This window comes from Streptomyces sp. NPDC054842 (assembly GCF_053611025.1).
Window position 1 is genome coordinate 45373 of the sequence record NZ_JBSGZN010000001.1, and the last position, 15544, is coordinate 60916.

Annotated in this window: 12 protein-coding genes; 10 read left to right on the forward strand and 2 right to left on the reverse strand. The window is 74.5% G+C overall.

Annotated features, from left to right (window positions below):
- The first annotated feature begins 1 nt into the window (after position 1).
- The 8 genes from ACWGIS_RS00190 to ACWGIS_RS00225 are packed head-to-tail and all read left to right on the forward strand — an operon-like array spanning position 2 to position 10082.
- On the forward strand, positions 2-796 hold the full coding sequence (locus ACWGIS_RS00190; protein WP_453360142.1) for a TIGR03084 family metal-binding protein: 795 nt from the start codon (positions 2-4) through the stop codon (positions 794-796).
- A complete protein-coding gene (locus tag ACWGIS_RS00195; protein WP_453360143.1) occupies positions 793-2499 on the forward strand; it encodes an acyclic terpene utilization AtuA family protein in 1707 nt (568 codons plus the stop codon). Before ACWGIS_RS00190 ends, ACWGIS_RS00195 begins: the two co-directional genes overlap by 4 nt.
- Positions 2496-4094: an acyl-CoA carboxylase subunit beta gene (locus ACWGIS_RS00200; RefSeq protein ID WP_453360144.1), complete on the forward strand. Its 1599-nt coding sequence runs from the start codon at positions 2496-2498 to the stop codon at positions 4092-4094. The genes ACWGIS_RS00195 and ACWGIS_RS00200 overlap by 4 nt, the downstream gene beginning before the upstream one ends.
- A gap of 29 nt (positions 4095-4123) precedes the next feature.
- On the forward strand, positions 4124-5974 hold the full coding sequence (locus ACWGIS_RS00205) for an acetyl/propionyl/methylcrotonyl-CoA carboxylase subunit alpha (protein ID WP_453360145.1): 1851 nt from the start codon (positions 4124-4126) through the stop codon (positions 5972-5974).
- On the forward strand, positions 5971-7131 hold the full coding sequence (locus ACWGIS_RS00210) for an acyl-CoA dehydrogenase family protein (protein ID WP_453360146.1): 1161 nt from the start codon (positions 5971-5973) through the stop codon (positions 7129-7131). The genes ACWGIS_RS00205 and ACWGIS_RS00210 overlap by 4 nt, the downstream gene beginning before the upstream one ends.
- An 8-nt stretch (positions 7132-7139) precedes the next feature.
- Complete coding sequence (locus ACWGIS_RS00215) at positions 7140-8714, forward strand: 4-coumarate--CoA ligase family protein (RefSeq protein ID WP_453360147.1); 1575 nt, start codon at positions 7140-7142, stop codon at positions 8712-8714.
- Entirely contained in the window at positions 8711-9445 is a 735-nt protein-coding gene (locus ACWGIS_RS00220; protein WP_453360148.1) for an enoyl-CoA hydratase family protein, read from the forward strand. The genes ACWGIS_RS00215 and ACWGIS_RS00220 overlap by 4 nt, the downstream gene beginning before the upstream one ends.
- Positions 9446-9485: 40 nt before the next feature.
- Positions 9486-10082 (forward strand): TetR/AcrR family transcriptional regulator, encoded by a 597-nt coding sequence (locus tag ACWGIS_RS00225; protein ID WP_453360149.1) that lies wholly within the window; start codon positions 9486-9488, stop codon positions 10080-10082.
- A gap of 33 nt (positions 10083-10115) precedes the next feature.
- Here ACWGIS_RS00225 and pdxH read toward each other — a convergent pair whose 3' ends face one another.
- Positions 10116-10754: a pyridoxamine 5'-phosphate oxidase gene (gene pdxH / locus ACWGIS_RS00230; protein ID WP_453360405.1), complete on the reverse strand. Its 639-nt coding sequence runs from the start codon at positions 10752-10754 to the stop codon at positions 10116-10118.
- 422 nt (positions 10755-11176) lie between these two features.
- Between pdxH and ACWGIS_RS00235 the strand changes: the two genes are divergently transcribed.
- Complete coding sequence (locus ACWGIS_RS00235) at positions 11177-12277, forward strand: citrate synthase 2 (protein WP_453360150.1); 1101 nt, start codon at positions 11177-11179, stop codon at positions 12275-12277.
- A gap of 25 nt (positions 12278-12302) precedes the next feature.
- Here the strand turns inward: ACWGIS_RS00235 and ACWGIS_RS00240 are convergent, their stop codons facing one another.
- Positions 12303-13331, reverse strand: coding sequence for an isopenicillin N synthase family dioxygenase (locus ACWGIS_RS00240; protein WP_453360151.1), 1029 nt, complete (start codon positions 13329-13331; stop codon positions 12303-12305).
- An 828-nt stretch (positions 13332-14159) separates the two neighbouring features.
- Between ACWGIS_RS00240 and ACWGIS_RS00245 the strand changes: the two genes are divergently transcribed.
- Complete coding sequence (locus ACWGIS_RS00245; RefSeq protein ID WP_453360152.1) at positions 14160-15542, forward strand: PAS domain-containing protein; 1383 nt, start codon at positions 14160-14162, stop codon at positions 15540-15542.
- Positions 15543-15544: the final 2 nt, after the last annotated feature.

The following is a 15544-nucleotide window of genomic DNA, read 5'->3' on the forward strand; positions in this document are numbered from 1 at the left end:
CGTGTCCGATCCGTCGTCCGTGATTGACGATCTGCACCGGGAGAGCGAGGAACTCGACCGGCTGGTGGGGGAGTTGGACGCGGGCCAGTGGGCCCTGGCCACGCCCGCCGCCGGCTGGAGCGTCGCCCACCAGATCGCGCATCTCTCCTGGACGGACCACTCCGCCCTGCTGGCCGTGACCGACGCGACGGCCTTCGCGGCCGAGGTCGAGAAGGCGCTGGCCGCCCCCGCCGGCTTCGTGGACGAGGGCGCGGACGCGGGAGCCGCACTGCCGCCCGGCCGGCTGCTCGCCCAGTGGCGGCAAGGACGCGCGGCGCTCGAAGAGGCGCTGCGCGCGGCGCCCGCCGGCACCCGCTTCCCCTGGTACGGGCCCCCGATGTCGGCCGCGTCCATGGCCACCGGCCGCCTCATGGAGACCTGGGCGCACGGACAGGACGTCGCGGACGCGCTGGGCGTGGTCCGCGCCCCCACGGACCGGCTGCGTCACGTGGTCCGGATCGGCGTGCGGGCGCGGGACTTCGCCTTCGGGGTCCGCGGACTGGCCGTGCCGCCTGAGGAGTTCCGCGTCGAGGTCGTCGCGCCGTCCGGGGAGCTGTGGACGTACGGGCCGCAGGACGCCCGCCAGCGGGTGACCGGGCCCGCGCTCGACTTCTGCCTGCTGGTGACCCAGCGGGCCCACCGCGCCGACCTCGCCGTACGCGCCGAGGGCGCCGACGCCGAGCGCTGGCTCGACATCGCGCAGGCCTTCGCGGGACCGCCCGGCGGCGGACGCCCGGCCAGGGGCGCGACCCCGTGACCGCACCGCCCGCCCCCCTGCGGATCGGCAACGCCTCCGGCTTCTACGGCGACCGCTTCGGCGCCCTGCGCGAGATGCTCACCGGCGGCCCGCTGGACGTCCTGACCGGCGACTACCTCGCCGAGCTGACCATGCTCATCCTGGGCCGCGACCGGCTGCGCGACCCCTCGCTCGGGTACGCCAGGACGTTCCTGCGGCAGCTGGAGGAGTGCCTGGGACTGGCGCACGACAAGGGCGTACGGATCGTCGCCAACGCGGGCGGCCTGAACCCGGCCGGGCTCGCCTCCGCCGTACGGGAGCTGGCCGCGCGGCTCGGCGTCCCCGTCCGGGTCGCGCACGTCGAGGGCGACGACCTCGCCGCGAGCCACCCGGGGAGCCTGGCCGCGCACGCCTACCTCGGCGGCGCCGGGATCGCCGTCTGCCTGCGCGAGGGCGCCGACGTCGTGGTCACCGGCCGGGTGACCGACGCGGCGCTCGTCACCGGGCCCGCCGTCGCGCACTTCGGATGGGCGCAGGACGACCACGACCGGCTCGCGGGCGCCGTCGTCGCCGGGCACGTCCTGGAGTGCGGCGCGCAGGCGACCGGCGGCAACTACGCGTTCTTCACCGACCACGACCCGGCCGAGCTCCGCCACCCCGGCTTCCCGCTCGCCGAGCTGCACGCGGACGGCACCGCCGTGATCACCAAGCACGACGGCACCGGCGGGGTCGTGGACGTCGGCACGGTCACCGCGCAGCTGCTCTACGAGACCTCCGGCGCCCGGTACGCGGGACCCGACGTCACCGCCCGGCTCGACACCGTCCGGCTGACCCAGGACGGCCCGGACCGGGTGCGGATCGACGGCGTGCGCGGAGAGGCGCCGCCGCCCGATCTCAAGGTCGGACTGAACCGGCTCGGCGGGTTCCGCAACGAGGTGGTGTTCGTGCTGACCGGCCTCGACGTCGAGCGGAAGGCGGCGCTCGTCCGGGACCAGCTGGAGGCCGCGCTGGACGCCGCGAAGTCCCGTCCCGCCGAGGTCCGCTGGGACCTGGCCCGGACCGACCGCCCCGACGCGGCGACCGAGGAGACCGCGAGCGCCCTGCTCCGGCTCGTCGTACGGGACCCGGGACAGGACGCCGTGGGACGGACGCTCGGCGCGGCGGCCGTGGAACTGGCACTGGCCAGCTACCCCGGCTTCCACGTCCTGGCCCCGCCGGGAAAGGGCGCGCCGTACGGGGTCTTCGAGGACGTGTACGTCGACCGGGCGGCCGTGGACCACGTGGCCGTCCTCGACGACGGACGCCGGATCCCGGTGGCGCCGCCCGCGGCCACCCGCCCCCTGGAGACACCGCCCGAGCCGCCCCTGCCGGACCCGCCCCCGGCGGGCGCCCCGAGCCGCCGCGCCCCGCTCGGCCTGGTCGCCGGAGCCCGCAGCGGGGACAAGGGGGCGCACGCCAACATCGGGGTGTGGGCGCGCGACGAGGCCGCCTGGCCGTGGCTCGCGCACACCCTCACCGCCGGCCGGCTGCGCGCACTCCTGCCGGAGACAGCGCCGTTGACCGTCGTACGCCACGTACTGCCGAACCTGCGCGCCCTCAACTTCGTCGTCGAGGGGATCCTCGGCGAGGGCGTCGCCTCGCAGGCCCGCTTCGACCCGCAGGCCAAGGGCCTCGGCGAATGGCTGCGCGCCCGCCACCTGGACATACCGGAGGCCCTGCTGTGACGGTCATCCCGTCCGCCCTGGACAGCACCGACCCCGACCACCGGGCGAACCGCGCGGCCATGCTCGCCCGGCTCGCCGCACTGGACACCGAGCACGCCAAGGCCCTCGCGGGCGGCGGCGAGAAGTACGTGGCCCGGCACCGGGGACGCGGCAAGCTGCTCGCCCGGGAGCGCATCGAGCTGCTGATCGACCCGGACACGCCGTTCCTGGAGCTGTCGCCGCTGGCGGCCTGGGGCAGCGACTACGCGGTGGGCGCCTCGCTCGTCACCGGGATCGGGGTCGTCGAGGGCGTCGAGTGCCTGATCACCGCGAACGACCCGACCGTGCGCGGCGGGGCCAGCAACCCGTGGAGCCTGAAGAAGGCGCTGCGGGCGAACGACATCGCGCTCGCCAACCGGCTGCCCTGCGTCAGCCTGGTGGAGTCCGGCGGCGCCGACCTGCCGTCGCAGAAGGAGATCTTCATCCCCGGAGGTGCGATCTTCCGCGACCTCACGCGGCTCTCCGCGGCCGGCATCCCGACGGTCGCCGTCGTCTTCGGCAACTCCACCGCGGGCGGCGCGTACGTCCCGGGCATGTCCGACCACGTGATCATGGTCAAGGAGCGGGCGAAGGTGTTCCTCGGCGGGCCGCCCCTGGTCAAGATGGCCACCGGCGAGGAGAGCGACGACGAGTCGCTCGGGGGCGCCGAGATGCACGCGCGCGTGTCCGGCCTCGCGGACCACTTCGCCGTCGACGAGCGGGACGCGCTGCGGCAGGCCCGGCGCGTGGTCGCCCGCCTCAACCACCGCAAGGCGTACCCCGATCCGGGCCCGGCCGCCCCGCCGAAGTACGACCCGGAGGAGCTGCTCGGCATCGTCCCCGGCGACCTCAGGCACCCCTTCGACCCGCGCGAGGTCATCGCCCGTGTCGTCGACGGCTCCGACTTCGACGAGTTCAAGCCGCTGTACGGGACCAGCCTGACGACCGGCTGGGCGAGCCTGCACGGCTATCCCGTCGGGGTGCTGGCCAACGCCCAGGGAGTGCTGTTCAGCGCCGAGTCGCAGAAGGCCGCCCAGTTCATCCAGCTCGCCAACCAGCGCGACATCCCGCTGCTGTTCCTGCACAACACCACCGGCTACATGGTCGGCAAGGAGTACGAGCAGGGCGGCATCATCAAGCACGGCGCGATGATGATCAACGCCGTCTCCAACAGCCGCGTCCCGCACCTGTCCGTGCTGATGGGCGCCTCGTACGGGGCCGGGCACTACGGGATGTGCGGGCGGGCGTACGACCCGCGCTTCCTGTTCGCCTGGCCCAGCGCCAAGTCCGCCGTCATGGGCCCCCAGCAGCTCGCCGGCGTGCTGTCGATCGTCGCCCGGCAGTCGGCGGCGGCGAAGGGGCAGCCGTACGACGACGACGCGGACGCGGCGCTGCGCGCGATGGTGGAGCAGCAGATCGAGTCGGAGTCCCTGCCGATGTTCCTGTCCGGGCGGCTGTACGACGACGGGGTCATCGACCCACGCGACACCCGCACCGTGCTCGGCCTGTGCCTGTCCGCGATCCACACGGCGCCCTACGAGGGCGCGCGCGGCGGCTTCGGCGTCTTCCGGATGTGACGGCCATGACGGATGTGAGGTCCCCCCGAGTGATCACTTCAGTCCTCGTCGCCAACCGCGGCGAGATCGCCTGCCGGGTCTTCCGCACCTGCCGGGAGCTGGGCGTCCGGACCGTCGCGGTGCACTCCGACGCCGACGCGGACGCCCTGCACGTACGCGTGGCGGACGCCGCGGTACGGCTGCCGGGCGCGGCGCCCGCGGACACGTACCTGCGCGGCGACCTGATCGTGAAGGCCGCCCTGGACGCCGGTGCGGACGCCGTGCACCCCGGATACGGCTTCCTGTCCGAGAACGCGGACTTCGCGCGGGCGGTGACCGGCGCGGGTCTGGTGTGGATCGGCCCACCGCCCGGGGCGATCGAGGCGATGGCGTCCAAGACGCGCGCCAGGAAGCTGATGGGCCTCGAACCCCTGGAGCGGGTCACCGAGGACGACCTGCCGGTGCTCGTGAAGGCTGCGGCGGGCGGCGGCGGACGCGGCATGCGCGTCGTCCGCGAACTCGCGCACCTGGACGCCGAGCTGACGGCCGCGCGCGCCGAGGCCCTGAGCGCCTTCGGGGACGGCGAGGTGTTCGTGGAGCCGTACCTGGAGGGCGGCCGCCACGTCGAGGTGCAGATCCTGGCCGACACGCACGGCACGGTGTGGGCGCTGGGCACCCGGGACTGCTCCCTCCAGCGGCGCCACCAGAAGGTCGTCGAGGAGGCCCCCGCTCCCGGGCTGAGCGCCGAACTCGTCTCCGAACTAAACGAGTCGGCCGTACGCGCGGCCCGCGCGGTCGACTACACCGGCGCCGGCACGGTCGAGTTCCTGGTCGCGGACGGCCGGGCGCACTTCCTGGAGATGAACACCCGCCTCCAGGTCGAACACCCGGTGACCGAGGCCGTGTTCGGCGTCGACCTGGTCGCCCTGCAGATCCAGGTCGCCGAGGGCGCCGCCCTGGACGGCGACCCGCCCGCCGCCCGCGGCCACGCCGTCGAGGCGCGCCTCTACGCCGAGGACCCGGCCCGCGACTGGGCCCCGCAGACCGGCACCCTGCACCGCCTCGCCGTCCCGGACGGCGTCCGCCTGGACACCGGCTACACCGACGGCGACGCGATCGGCGTCCACTACGACTCGATGCTCGCCAAGGTGATCGCCCACGCGCCCACCCGCGCGGAGGCGGTCCGCAGGCTCGCCGGCGCGCTGGAACGGGCCGTGGTGCACGGCCCGGTCACCAACCGCGACCTGCTCGTCCGGTCCCTGCGGCACCCCGAGTTCACCGGCGCGCGCATGGACACCGGGTTCTTCGGGCGGCACCTCGACGGCCTCACCGCGGCCGTCCCGGACCCGTACGCGCCGCTGGCCGCCGCGCTCGCCGACGCCCACGGCCGCTCCCGCTTCGGCGGCTGGCGCAACCTCCCCTCGCAGCCGCAGACCAGGCGGTACCTCATGGAGGGCGCCGAGCACGAGGTCCGCTACCGGCACACCCGCGACGGCCTGACCGCCGAGGGCGTGCGCGTCGTCCACGCCGACGCCGCCCTCGTCGTCCTGGAGATCGACGGCGTACGGCGCAAGTTCCCCGTCGCCCGGTACGGCGACCGCGTCCACGTCGGCGCCACCGCGCTCACCGCCCTGCCCCGCTTCCCCGACCCGGTCGCGGACCGCGCACCCGGGTCCCTGCTGGCCCCGATGCCCGGGACCGTCGTCCGCGTGGCCGAGGGCCTCGCGGAGGGCTCCGCCGTCGAGGCCGGACAGCCGCTGCTGTGGCTGGAGGCGATGAAGATGGAGCACCGCGTCTCGGCACCCGTCTCGGGCACGCTCACCGCCCTGCACGCCGTCCCCGGCCGCCAGGTCGAGGTCGGCGCCCTGCTCGCCGTCGTCCAGGAGGAACAGACCGCATGAGCGTCACCCTCGAAACCGATGAGCACCGTGCCCTGCGCTCCGCCGTCGCCGCCCTCGGGAGGCGCTACGGCCGCGCGTACCTCACCCGCACCCTCGCCGAGGGGAACCACCCCGTCGAACTCTGGGCCGAGGCGGGCAAACTCGGCTACCTCGGCGTCAACCTCCCCGAGGAGTACGGCGGCGGAGGGGGCGGCATGGCCGAACTCTCCATCGTCCTGGAAGAACTCGGCGCGGCGGGCTGCCCGTTGCTGATGCTGGTCGTCTCGCCCGCCATCTGCGGCACGGTGATCGCCCGCTTCGGCACCGACGCGCAGAAGCGGGAATGGCTCCCCGGCCTGGCGGACGGCACCCGCACGATGGCGTTCGGCATCACCGAGCCCGACGCCGGCTCCAACTCGCACCGGATCACCACCACCGCCCGCCGGGACGGTGCCGACTGGCTCCTGACCGGCCGCAAGGTGTTCATCTCCGGCGTCGACATCGCCGACGCCACGCTCATCGTCGGGCGCACCGAGGACTCCCGCACCGGCCGCCTCAAGCCCTGCCTGTTCATCGTCCCGCGGGACGCCGAGGGCTTCGGGCGGCGGCGCATCGACATGGAACTCCAGAGCGCGGAGAAGCAGTTCGAGCTGACCCTCGACGACGTGCGGCTGCCGGCCGAGGCGCTGGTCGGCGATGAGGACGCCGGGCTGCTCCAGCTCTTCGCCGGGCTCAACCCCGAACGCGTCATGACGGCCGCCTTCGCGCTCGGCATGGGCCGCTTCGCGCTGACCCGGGCCGTCGAGTACGCCCGCGAGCGCACCGTCTGGAAGCAGCCCATCGGCGCCCACCAGGCCGTCGCCCACCCCCTCGCGCAGGCCCACATCGAGATCGAGCTCGCCCGCCTGATGATGCAGAAGGCGGCCCGGCTGTACGACGCCGGGGACGACATCGGCGCCGGGGAGGCCGCCAACATGGCCAAGTACGCGGCGGCCGAAGCGTGTGTGAAGGCCGTCGACCAGGCCGTGCACACCCTCGGCGGCAACGGCCTCACACGCGAGTTCGGCCTCGCCTCGCTCATCACGGCCTCACGCGTGGCACGTATCGCGCCGGTCAGCAGGGAGATGATCCTGAACTACGTCTCGCACCAGACCCTCGGCCTGCCCAAGTCGTACTAGGAGGAACCATGTTCCGCAGCGAGTACGCAGACGTCCCGGCCGTCGAACTCCCCATCCACGACGCCGTACTGGGCCGGGCCGCCGAGCGCGGTGACACCCCCGCACTCGTCGACGGCGTGGACGGCACCACCCTCACCTACGAGCAGGTCGACCGCCTCCACCGCAGGCTCGCCGCGGCGTTCGCCGAGGCGGGCGTCACCAAGGGCGACGTGCTGGCCCTGCACAGCCCGAACACCGTCGCCTTCCCGACCGCCTTCTACGCCGCCACGCGCGCCGGCGCCTCGGTCACCACCGTCCACCCGCTCGCCACGGCGGGGGAGTTCGCCAAGCAGCTGCGGGACTGCGGGGCCCGCTGGATCGTCACCGTGTCGCCCCTCCTGGAGACGGCCCGCGCGGCGGCCGCGGAGGCGGGCGGGGTGCGCGAGATCTTCGTCTGCGACAGCGCGCCCGGCCACCGCTCGCTGATCGACATGCTCGGCACCGCCGCGCCGGAACCACGGATCGGCATCGACCCGGCCGAGGACGTCGCGGCGCTCCCGTACTCCTCGGGCACCACCGGCGTCCCCAAGGGCGTGATGCTCACCCACCGGTCCATCGCCACCAACCTCGCGCAGCTCGCGCCGACCCTGCCGATGGGCCCCGGCGACCGCATCCTCGCCGTGCTGCCGTTCTTCCACATCTACGGGCTGACCGCGCTCATGAACGCGCCGCTGCGGCAGGGCGCCACCGTCGTCGTGCTGCCCCGCTTCGAGCTCGACACCTTCCTCGCGGCCATCCAGGAGCACCGCATCACCGGCCTGTACGTGGCCCCGCCGATCGTCCTCGCCCTGGCCAAGCACCCGGCGGTCGCCCGGTACGACCTGTCGTCGCTGCGCTACGTCATCTGCTCGGCGGCGCCCCTGGACGCCGCCCTCGCGGCCGCCTGCTCCCGGCGCCTCGGACTCCCGCCGGTCGGCCAGGCCTACGGCATGACGGAGCTGTCGCCCGGCACCCACGTCGTCCCCCTGGACGCCGCTGACCCGCCCCCGGGGACGGTCGGCAAGCTCATCGCCGGCACCGAGATGCGGATCCTGTCCCTGGACGACCCGGGCAAGGACCTCGGCGTCGGCGAAGCGGGCGAGATCGCCATCCGCGGCCCCCAGGTGATGAAGGGCTACCTCGGTCAACCCGACGCCACCGCCGCGATGATCGACGCGGACGGCTGGCTGCACACCGGCGACGTGGGCCGCGTGGACGGCGACGGCTGGCTGTTCGTCGTGGACCGGGTCAAGGAACTCATCAAGTACAAGGGCTTCCAGGTCGCCCCCGCCGAACTGGAGGCGCTGCTGCTGACCCACCCCGGCATAGCCGACGCCGCCGTCATCGGGGTCTACGACGACGACCACAACGAGGTCCCGCACGCTCACGTGGTGCGCCAGCCCACCGCCGCGGACCTCTCCGCGGGCGAGGTCATGATGTACGTCGCCGAGCGCGTCGCCCCCTACAAGCGGGTGCGCGGGGTGACCTTCGTCGAGGCCGTGCCGCGGGCCGCCTCCGGCAAGATCCTGCGCCGGGAACTGCGGGCGATGCGGGGAGAGTCGTGACGCCGGTCGTCCGCACCGACGAGCGGGGCGTCGCGACCCTCGCCCTGGACTCGCCGGGCAACCGCAACGCGCTGTCCGCCGCCCTGGTCGCCGGCCTCGCCGACGCCCTGACCGCCTGCGGCGAGGACCCCGCCGTACGGGCCGTCGTCCTCACCCACACCGGGAACACCTTCAGCGCCGGCGCCGACCTCAGGCAGCCGCCGGACCCCGCCGCGTTCGTCGCGCTGCTGCGGCGGATCGTGGAGCTGCCCAGGCCCGTCGTCGCCCGCGTCACCGGCCACGTACGCGCCGGCGGGCTCGGCCTGGTGGGCGCCTGCGACATCGCGGTCGCCGGACCCGAGGCGAGCTTCGCCTTCTCGGAGGTGCGCATCGGGGTCGCGCCCGCCGTCATCTCCATGCCGCTGCTGCCCCGCCTGGACCCGCGCGCCGCCGCCCGCCACTACCTCACCGGCGAGCGGTTCGGCGCGGCCGAGGCGGCGCGCGGCGGCCTGCTCACGGAGGCCGCGCAGGACGTCGACGAGGCCCTCGCACCGATCCTGGACGGTCTGCGCAGGGCGTCGCCCGAGGCCCTGGCCGAGACGAAACGGCTGCTCACGGCTAGGGTGCTGGAGACCTTCGACCGGGACACCGCCGCGCTCACCGCGCTCTCGGCACGGCTGTTCGCCTCCGCCGGCGCCCGCGAGGGGATGACGGCCTTTCTGGAACGACGGGATCCCGCATGGGTGCTGTGACCGCGACGACCGGCGCCGACCGCGCCCCGAGGCGGGCGCCGTGACCGCGACCGGCGTCGACCGCGCCCCCAAGCAGGACCGCAGCCGCGCCACCCGGCAGCGGCTCCTGGCGGCCGCCGTGGCCTGCCTCGCCGAACGCGGCTGGGCGGGCTCCACGGTCTCCGTCGTCGCCGAGCGCGCCGGTGTCTCCCGCGGCGCGGCCCAGCACCACTTCCCCACCCGCGAGGACCTGTTCACCGCCGCCGTCGAGTACGTCGCCGAGGAGCGCTCCACGGCTCTGCGCGCCCTCTTCCCGGAGGGCGCCGCCGACCGCCGTGCCGTCGTCTCGGCCCTCGTCGACCTCTACACCGGCCCCCTCTTCCGCGCCGCCCTGCACCTGTGGGTCGCCGCCTCCGACGAGGAGCAGCTGCGCCCCCGCGTCACCGAGCTGGAGGGCCGCGTCGGCCGCGAGACCCACCGCATCGCCGTCGACCTGCTCGGCGCGGACGAGTCCCGCCCCGGCGTCCGCGAGACCGTCCAGGGACTGCTCGACATGGCCCGCGGACTGGGCCTCGCGAACCTGCTCACGGACGACGGAGCGCGCCGCGAGCGGGTCGTCGCGCAGTGGGCGGCGCTCCTCGACGAGGCACTCGGCTGACGGCGCGGACGGCCCCGCCCCGCCCGGGCCGGGTCACGGGCTGAGCCGCTCCACCCGCCAGCCGCCGTCCGGCTCCGCCACGTACCGCAGCCGGTCGTGCAGCCGGTTCTCCCGGCCCTGCCAGAACTCCACCGACTGCGGGGCGACCCGGAAACCGCCCCAGTGCGGTGGCACCGGCACCCGCTCGCCCTCCGGATAGCGGGCGCTCAACTCCTCGTACGAGGCGTCGAGTTCCTCCCGCGAGGCGATCACCGAGGACTGCGCGCTGGCCCAGGCGCCGAGCTGGGAGCCGTGCGGGCGGGTGCGGAAGTACGCCGCCGTCTCGTCGCGCCCGGTGCGCCGCGCCACGCCCCGCACGATCACCTGGCGGGCCATCGGATGCCAGGGGAACAGCAGCGAGACGTAGGGGTTCTCGGCCAGCTCGCGCGCCTTGCGGGAGTCGTAGTTGGTGTAGAAGACGAAGCCCTGCTCGTCGTACTGCTTCAGCAGCACCGTGCGCGAACTGGGGCGGCCCTCCGCGTCGGCCGTGGAGACGACCATCGCGTTCGGCTCGTACACCATGCCCTGGACGGCGGCCTGGGCCGCCTGCCCGAACCAGCGGGCGAACTGGTCCATCGGGTGGGGCGCGAGGTCCGGCTCGGCGAGGCCCTCCGCGCGGTAGTGCGCGCGCATCGCGGCCGGGTCGGGGGCCGGGTCCCCGGCGACGGGCTCGGCGGCCCGTGCCGCGCGCTGGACGAGGGGCTCGGCGGCGGATTCATCCGGGAGGCGGTCGGTCACGCGGCCATCCTGCCGTATGCGCCCGCGCTCACGGCGGGGTGCGCTTCGTCACTGTGTGGCACTGAGTGCCGCACACCCTCCCCAAAGGTGGCACCCGGGGATATCGTGCTGCTGCCGTTCCGGTTGGATGACCGCCGACCGCACGGGGCATCACCGGGGTGACCGCTTCGGACCGCGAGCCGCCGCAGACTTTCGGGCAGTCCTGCACGAGTCTTCGGTACACGGACGTGGAACCGGACCGGACGCACCCCGCCGTCCGGCACCCGGTCGCCGAACCCCGCACACCGTCTGTCGCACCCATCACGAGGAGCCGCCTGATGTCCGACTTCGTACCCGGGCTCGAGGGAGTCGTCGCTTTCGAGACGGAGATCGCCGAACCGGACAAGGAGGGCGGCGCACTCCGGTACCGGGGCGTCGACATCGAGGACCTGGTCGGGCACGTCTCCTTCGGGAACGTCTGGGGCCTCCTCGTCGACGGCGCCTTCAACCCCGGACTGCCGCCCGCCGAGCCCTTCCCGATCCCCGTCCACTCCGGCGACATCCGCGTCGACGTGCAGTCCGCGCTCGCCATGCTCGCCCCCGTCTGGGGCCTCAAACCGCTCCTGGACATCGACGAGCGGCAGGCCCGCGACGACCTCGCGCGGGCCGCCGTGATGGCCCTGTCGTACGTCGCCCAGTCCGCCCGCGGCCAGGGCCTGCCGATGGTTCCGCAGAGCGAGATCGACAAGGCCGGGTCCGTGGTCGAGCGGTTCATGATCCGCTGGCGCGGCGAGCCCGACCCCAAGCACGTGGCCGCCGTCGACGCCTACTGGACCTCCGCCGCCGAGCACGGCATGAACGCCTCCACCTTCACCGCCCGCGTCATCGCCTCCACCGGCGCGGACGTCGCCGCGGCGCTCTCCGGCGCGGTCGGCGCGATGTCGGGACCGCTGCACGGCGGCGCCCCCTCCCGCGTCCTCGGCATGATCGAGGAGATCGAGCGCACCGGCGACGCCGAGGCCTTCGTCAAGCGGTCCCTCGACAAGGGCGAGCGCCTGATGGGCTTCGGCCACCGCGTCTACCGCGCCGAGGACCCCCGCGCCCGCGTCCTGCGCCGCACCGCCCGCGAACTGGGCGCCCCCCGCTTCGAGATCGCCGAGGCCCTGGAGAAGGCCGCCCTCGCCGAGCTGCACGCCCGCCGCCCCGACCGGGTGCTGGCCACCAACGTCGAGTTCTGGGCGGCCATCGTCCTGGACTTCGCCGAGGTGCCGGCGCACATGTTCACCTCGATGTTCACGTGCGCCCGCACCGCGGGCTGGTCGGCGCACATCCTGGAGCAGAAGCGCACCGGACGCCTCGTCCGCCCGTCGGCGCGCTACGTGGGCCCCGGCTCGCGCGGCCCGCAGGAGATCGCCGGCTACGGGGACATCGGGTCCTGACCGGGGCCGTGGACGCCGGCCGCCGTCACGCGGGCACCAGCAGGTCCGCGTGGTGGCGGGCGGCGACCAGCGGATGCGCCCGGAGCTTGCCCTTCAGCTCGTTGCGCCCGTACTCCGCGAAGAGCGGGTTGGCCGGGTCGCTCGTGACGCCCGGCGCGGCGGACGCGTGCGGGAACGGCAGCGGCTCCACCCGCGCGTCCAGCCGCGGGTTGTAGAAGAACGGCACGGAGAACCGCTCGGTGGCCCCGGGCGGGCTCACCACCCGGTGGTTCGTCGCCACCAGGTACCCGTTCGTCGCCACCTCCAGCAGCTCCCCGAGGTTGACGACGAAGGCTCCCGGGATCGGCGGCACGTCGTGGAACAGCCCGTCCCCGCGCTGCACCTGGAGCCCGCCCACCTCGTCCTGGAGCAGCAGGGTGAGGAACCCGTAGTCCTTGTGCGCGCCGACCCCCTGGCCGGCGCCGTCGCCCGCACTGCCCGGGTACCGCACGAGCTTCAGGTGCGGATGGGCCCGCTCCCCGAAGACGGGGTCGTAGAAGTCGCCGGGCGCCCCGATGGCGGTCAGCAGCTCGCGCAGGAGCCGCGCCGCGACGGACGAGAGCCGGTCGATCCAGGCGAGCGCCGCGGTGCGCAGTTCGGGCAGCGCGGCCGGCCACTGGTTGGGGCCCTCCAGCCACCAGTAGGCGGGCTCGCCCGGCCCGGGCGCGCGGGCGGGCCGCTCGGACCCGATGTCGAGCTGGTCGCGCCAGTCACGGCTGCCGCCCGTCCGCTCGTCCCCGGTGCGGGTGTAGCCCCGGAAGTGGGGCGAGTTGACGTTGTCGAGGGCCAGCCGGTCGGCCTCCGGGAGGGCGAAGAACCGGCGCATGGCGCCGAGCAGCGCGGCGGTCTCGGCCTCCGTCACCCCGTGCCCGACGAGCTGGAAGAAGCCCACGTCGTGGGCGGCGCTGTGCAGCTGCGCGTGGAGCAGCGCACGGGCCTGGGGGCCGCGGCCGGCGGCCGAGAGATCGATGATCGGGAGCTGCTGGTACGACGGGTTCGTCGCGGCGTTCGTCATGGGATGTCCGCAGGGGTCTACGGGTCCCCGGGCACCGCCGGGGGTGTGGCGGGACCGCGGGTGCCGGGTGGGCGAGGAGGAGAAGAGGCGCGCGGTCCCGGGAAGCGAACCGGGGAACGACGCGGGGCCGGGGTCAGAAGGACCGTCGACAGCCCGTGCTCGTGACGCGGACGTAGTCCACGTGGCGGCGTCGTACGAGCGGAACCATGGGCCCAGCGTACTGCGCGCGGCCCGGTCCGGACGTGACGCGGGTCACTCCCGCCGTCCGGTCGCGAGGCGCCCGGACCGCGTACACGCGGCTCACTCCGGCCGTCCCGTCGCGCGGCACCCGGACCCGTACACGCAGGCGACCCGCGGGCTCTGGTCCCCTCGCGCCTGGCGAGGAGGCCGGCCGGACGTACCGGCGAGCCCGCGGGTCGGGTGACTGCGTGGAAATTCGGCCGGCTGCACGCTGAGTTCACGCGCTGGTCCGGCACCGCACTGCATGGGGTGGCGGGCCGCTAGCCCGCAGCCACCTCGCTCGTCCGGGTTCCATACATCTGCCGGATCACCTCCTTTCTCAGCGTGGCTCCAGCCTAGAAACCCGCCGGACGGGGTTCAACCGCTTTTTTTCACCACGCCTGCGGTTGGGCATCGGGGGAACGCGAGGGACCATGGAAAGCGGCCGGCACGGTGCCGCCGAGGACCAGGGAGACGGAGATTCGCCCTACAACGATTTCGTCCGAACTTCGGGGAACGTGATGTGGGCTGAGTCACGTTCCAGTTGAATGATGACGAGTGAGCGAACCGACGCGCCGTACGTGCGGACGCAGCCTGCAGGGGGTTCAGGTGAGTGCTTCCCGGCGTAGTGGGACCACCGACGAGCTGGGGCCGGAGGAGCCCGAGCACGACGGTTCGGACCTTCTTGCCGCGCTGCTGGACGGGATGGACGCGGCGCTGTGCGCCTTCGACGCCGACGGCGTCGTCACGCACTGGAACCGCGAGGCCGAGCGCATCCTCGGCTGGACCGCGGCCGAGGCCGTCGGCCGTCGCGGGTTCGCCGGCTGGGCCGTGCGGACCGCGGACGCGGCGGAGGTCGAGGAACGGCTGATGTCCGCGATGGAGGCCCCGGGCCGCCAGGTCCACGAGTTCGCCCTGGTCACCAAGGACGGCGGCCGGGTCCTCGTACGAACGCAGTCCGCGGCCGTCCGCGGGCCCGACGGCAAGCCCGCCGGCGTCTACTGCGCCTTCAGCGAGGTGCACACCCAGATCGACCTGGAGCGCTCCATCGCGCTGAGCGAGGCCCTCTTCGACGACGCCAGCTGGGGTGTCGTGCTCGTGGACGCCGACCTGCGTCCCGCCGTGGTCAACTCCCACGCCGCCCGGGCCCTCGGCATCGGGCGCACCTCCGTCCTCGGCCGGCCCCTCGGGGAACTGCTCGCCCAGGGCGTCGAGGAGCTGGAGAGCGCGCTGACGCACGTGCTCGCGGAGGGCGCCCCGCCCGCGCCCGCCGAGATGTGGGTGAGCGTGCGGACCGCGGAGGGCGAGAAGCGGCGCTGCTGGCGCAGCGGGTTCCTGCGGCTCGCCTCGCCGCTCACCGAGGAGCCCGTCCCGCTCGGGGTCGGCTGGCTCTTCCAGGACGTCACCGAGGCCAAGCAGACGGAGCAGGAGGCCGCCCAGTTGCGGTTCCGCGCCAACCAGCTGCACCGGGCCGGGCGGGCCGCCGCGGAGTGCGAGGACCCCGCCGAGGCGGCCACCGTCCATCTGGACTTCGCCCTCGCCGGGTTCGCCGACCACGCGCTCATCGACCGGGTCGCCGGCGGACCGGTGGCCGACGGCGAGGGTCCGGTGCGGCTCGTGCGGGACGCGGCGACGCCCTCCGGGGCGCCCGGGCCGAGCCTGCCCGCCGGGAAGGCCGGCATCCCCGTCCGGTACGCGGAGAGTCATCCGGCGCTGCAGTGCGTGGAGCGCTCCGGGTCCGTGCGGGCCAGCGCCGGGGCCGCCGCACCGGAGAAGGCCCGCGACTGGGCCGTGGGCCGGCAGTGGCCCGCGGACGCCGTCCACGCCCTATGCGCGGTGCTGCGCAGCCGGGGCCGCACGCTGGGCGTCGTCACGTTCCTGCGGGGCGCCGGGCGCAGCCAGTTCGAGCGCGCCGACGCGACGTACGCCGAGGACGTGGCCGTCCGCATCGCCGCGCTGCTGGACCTCGCGGACCTGCTGGACGCCCCGTAGGC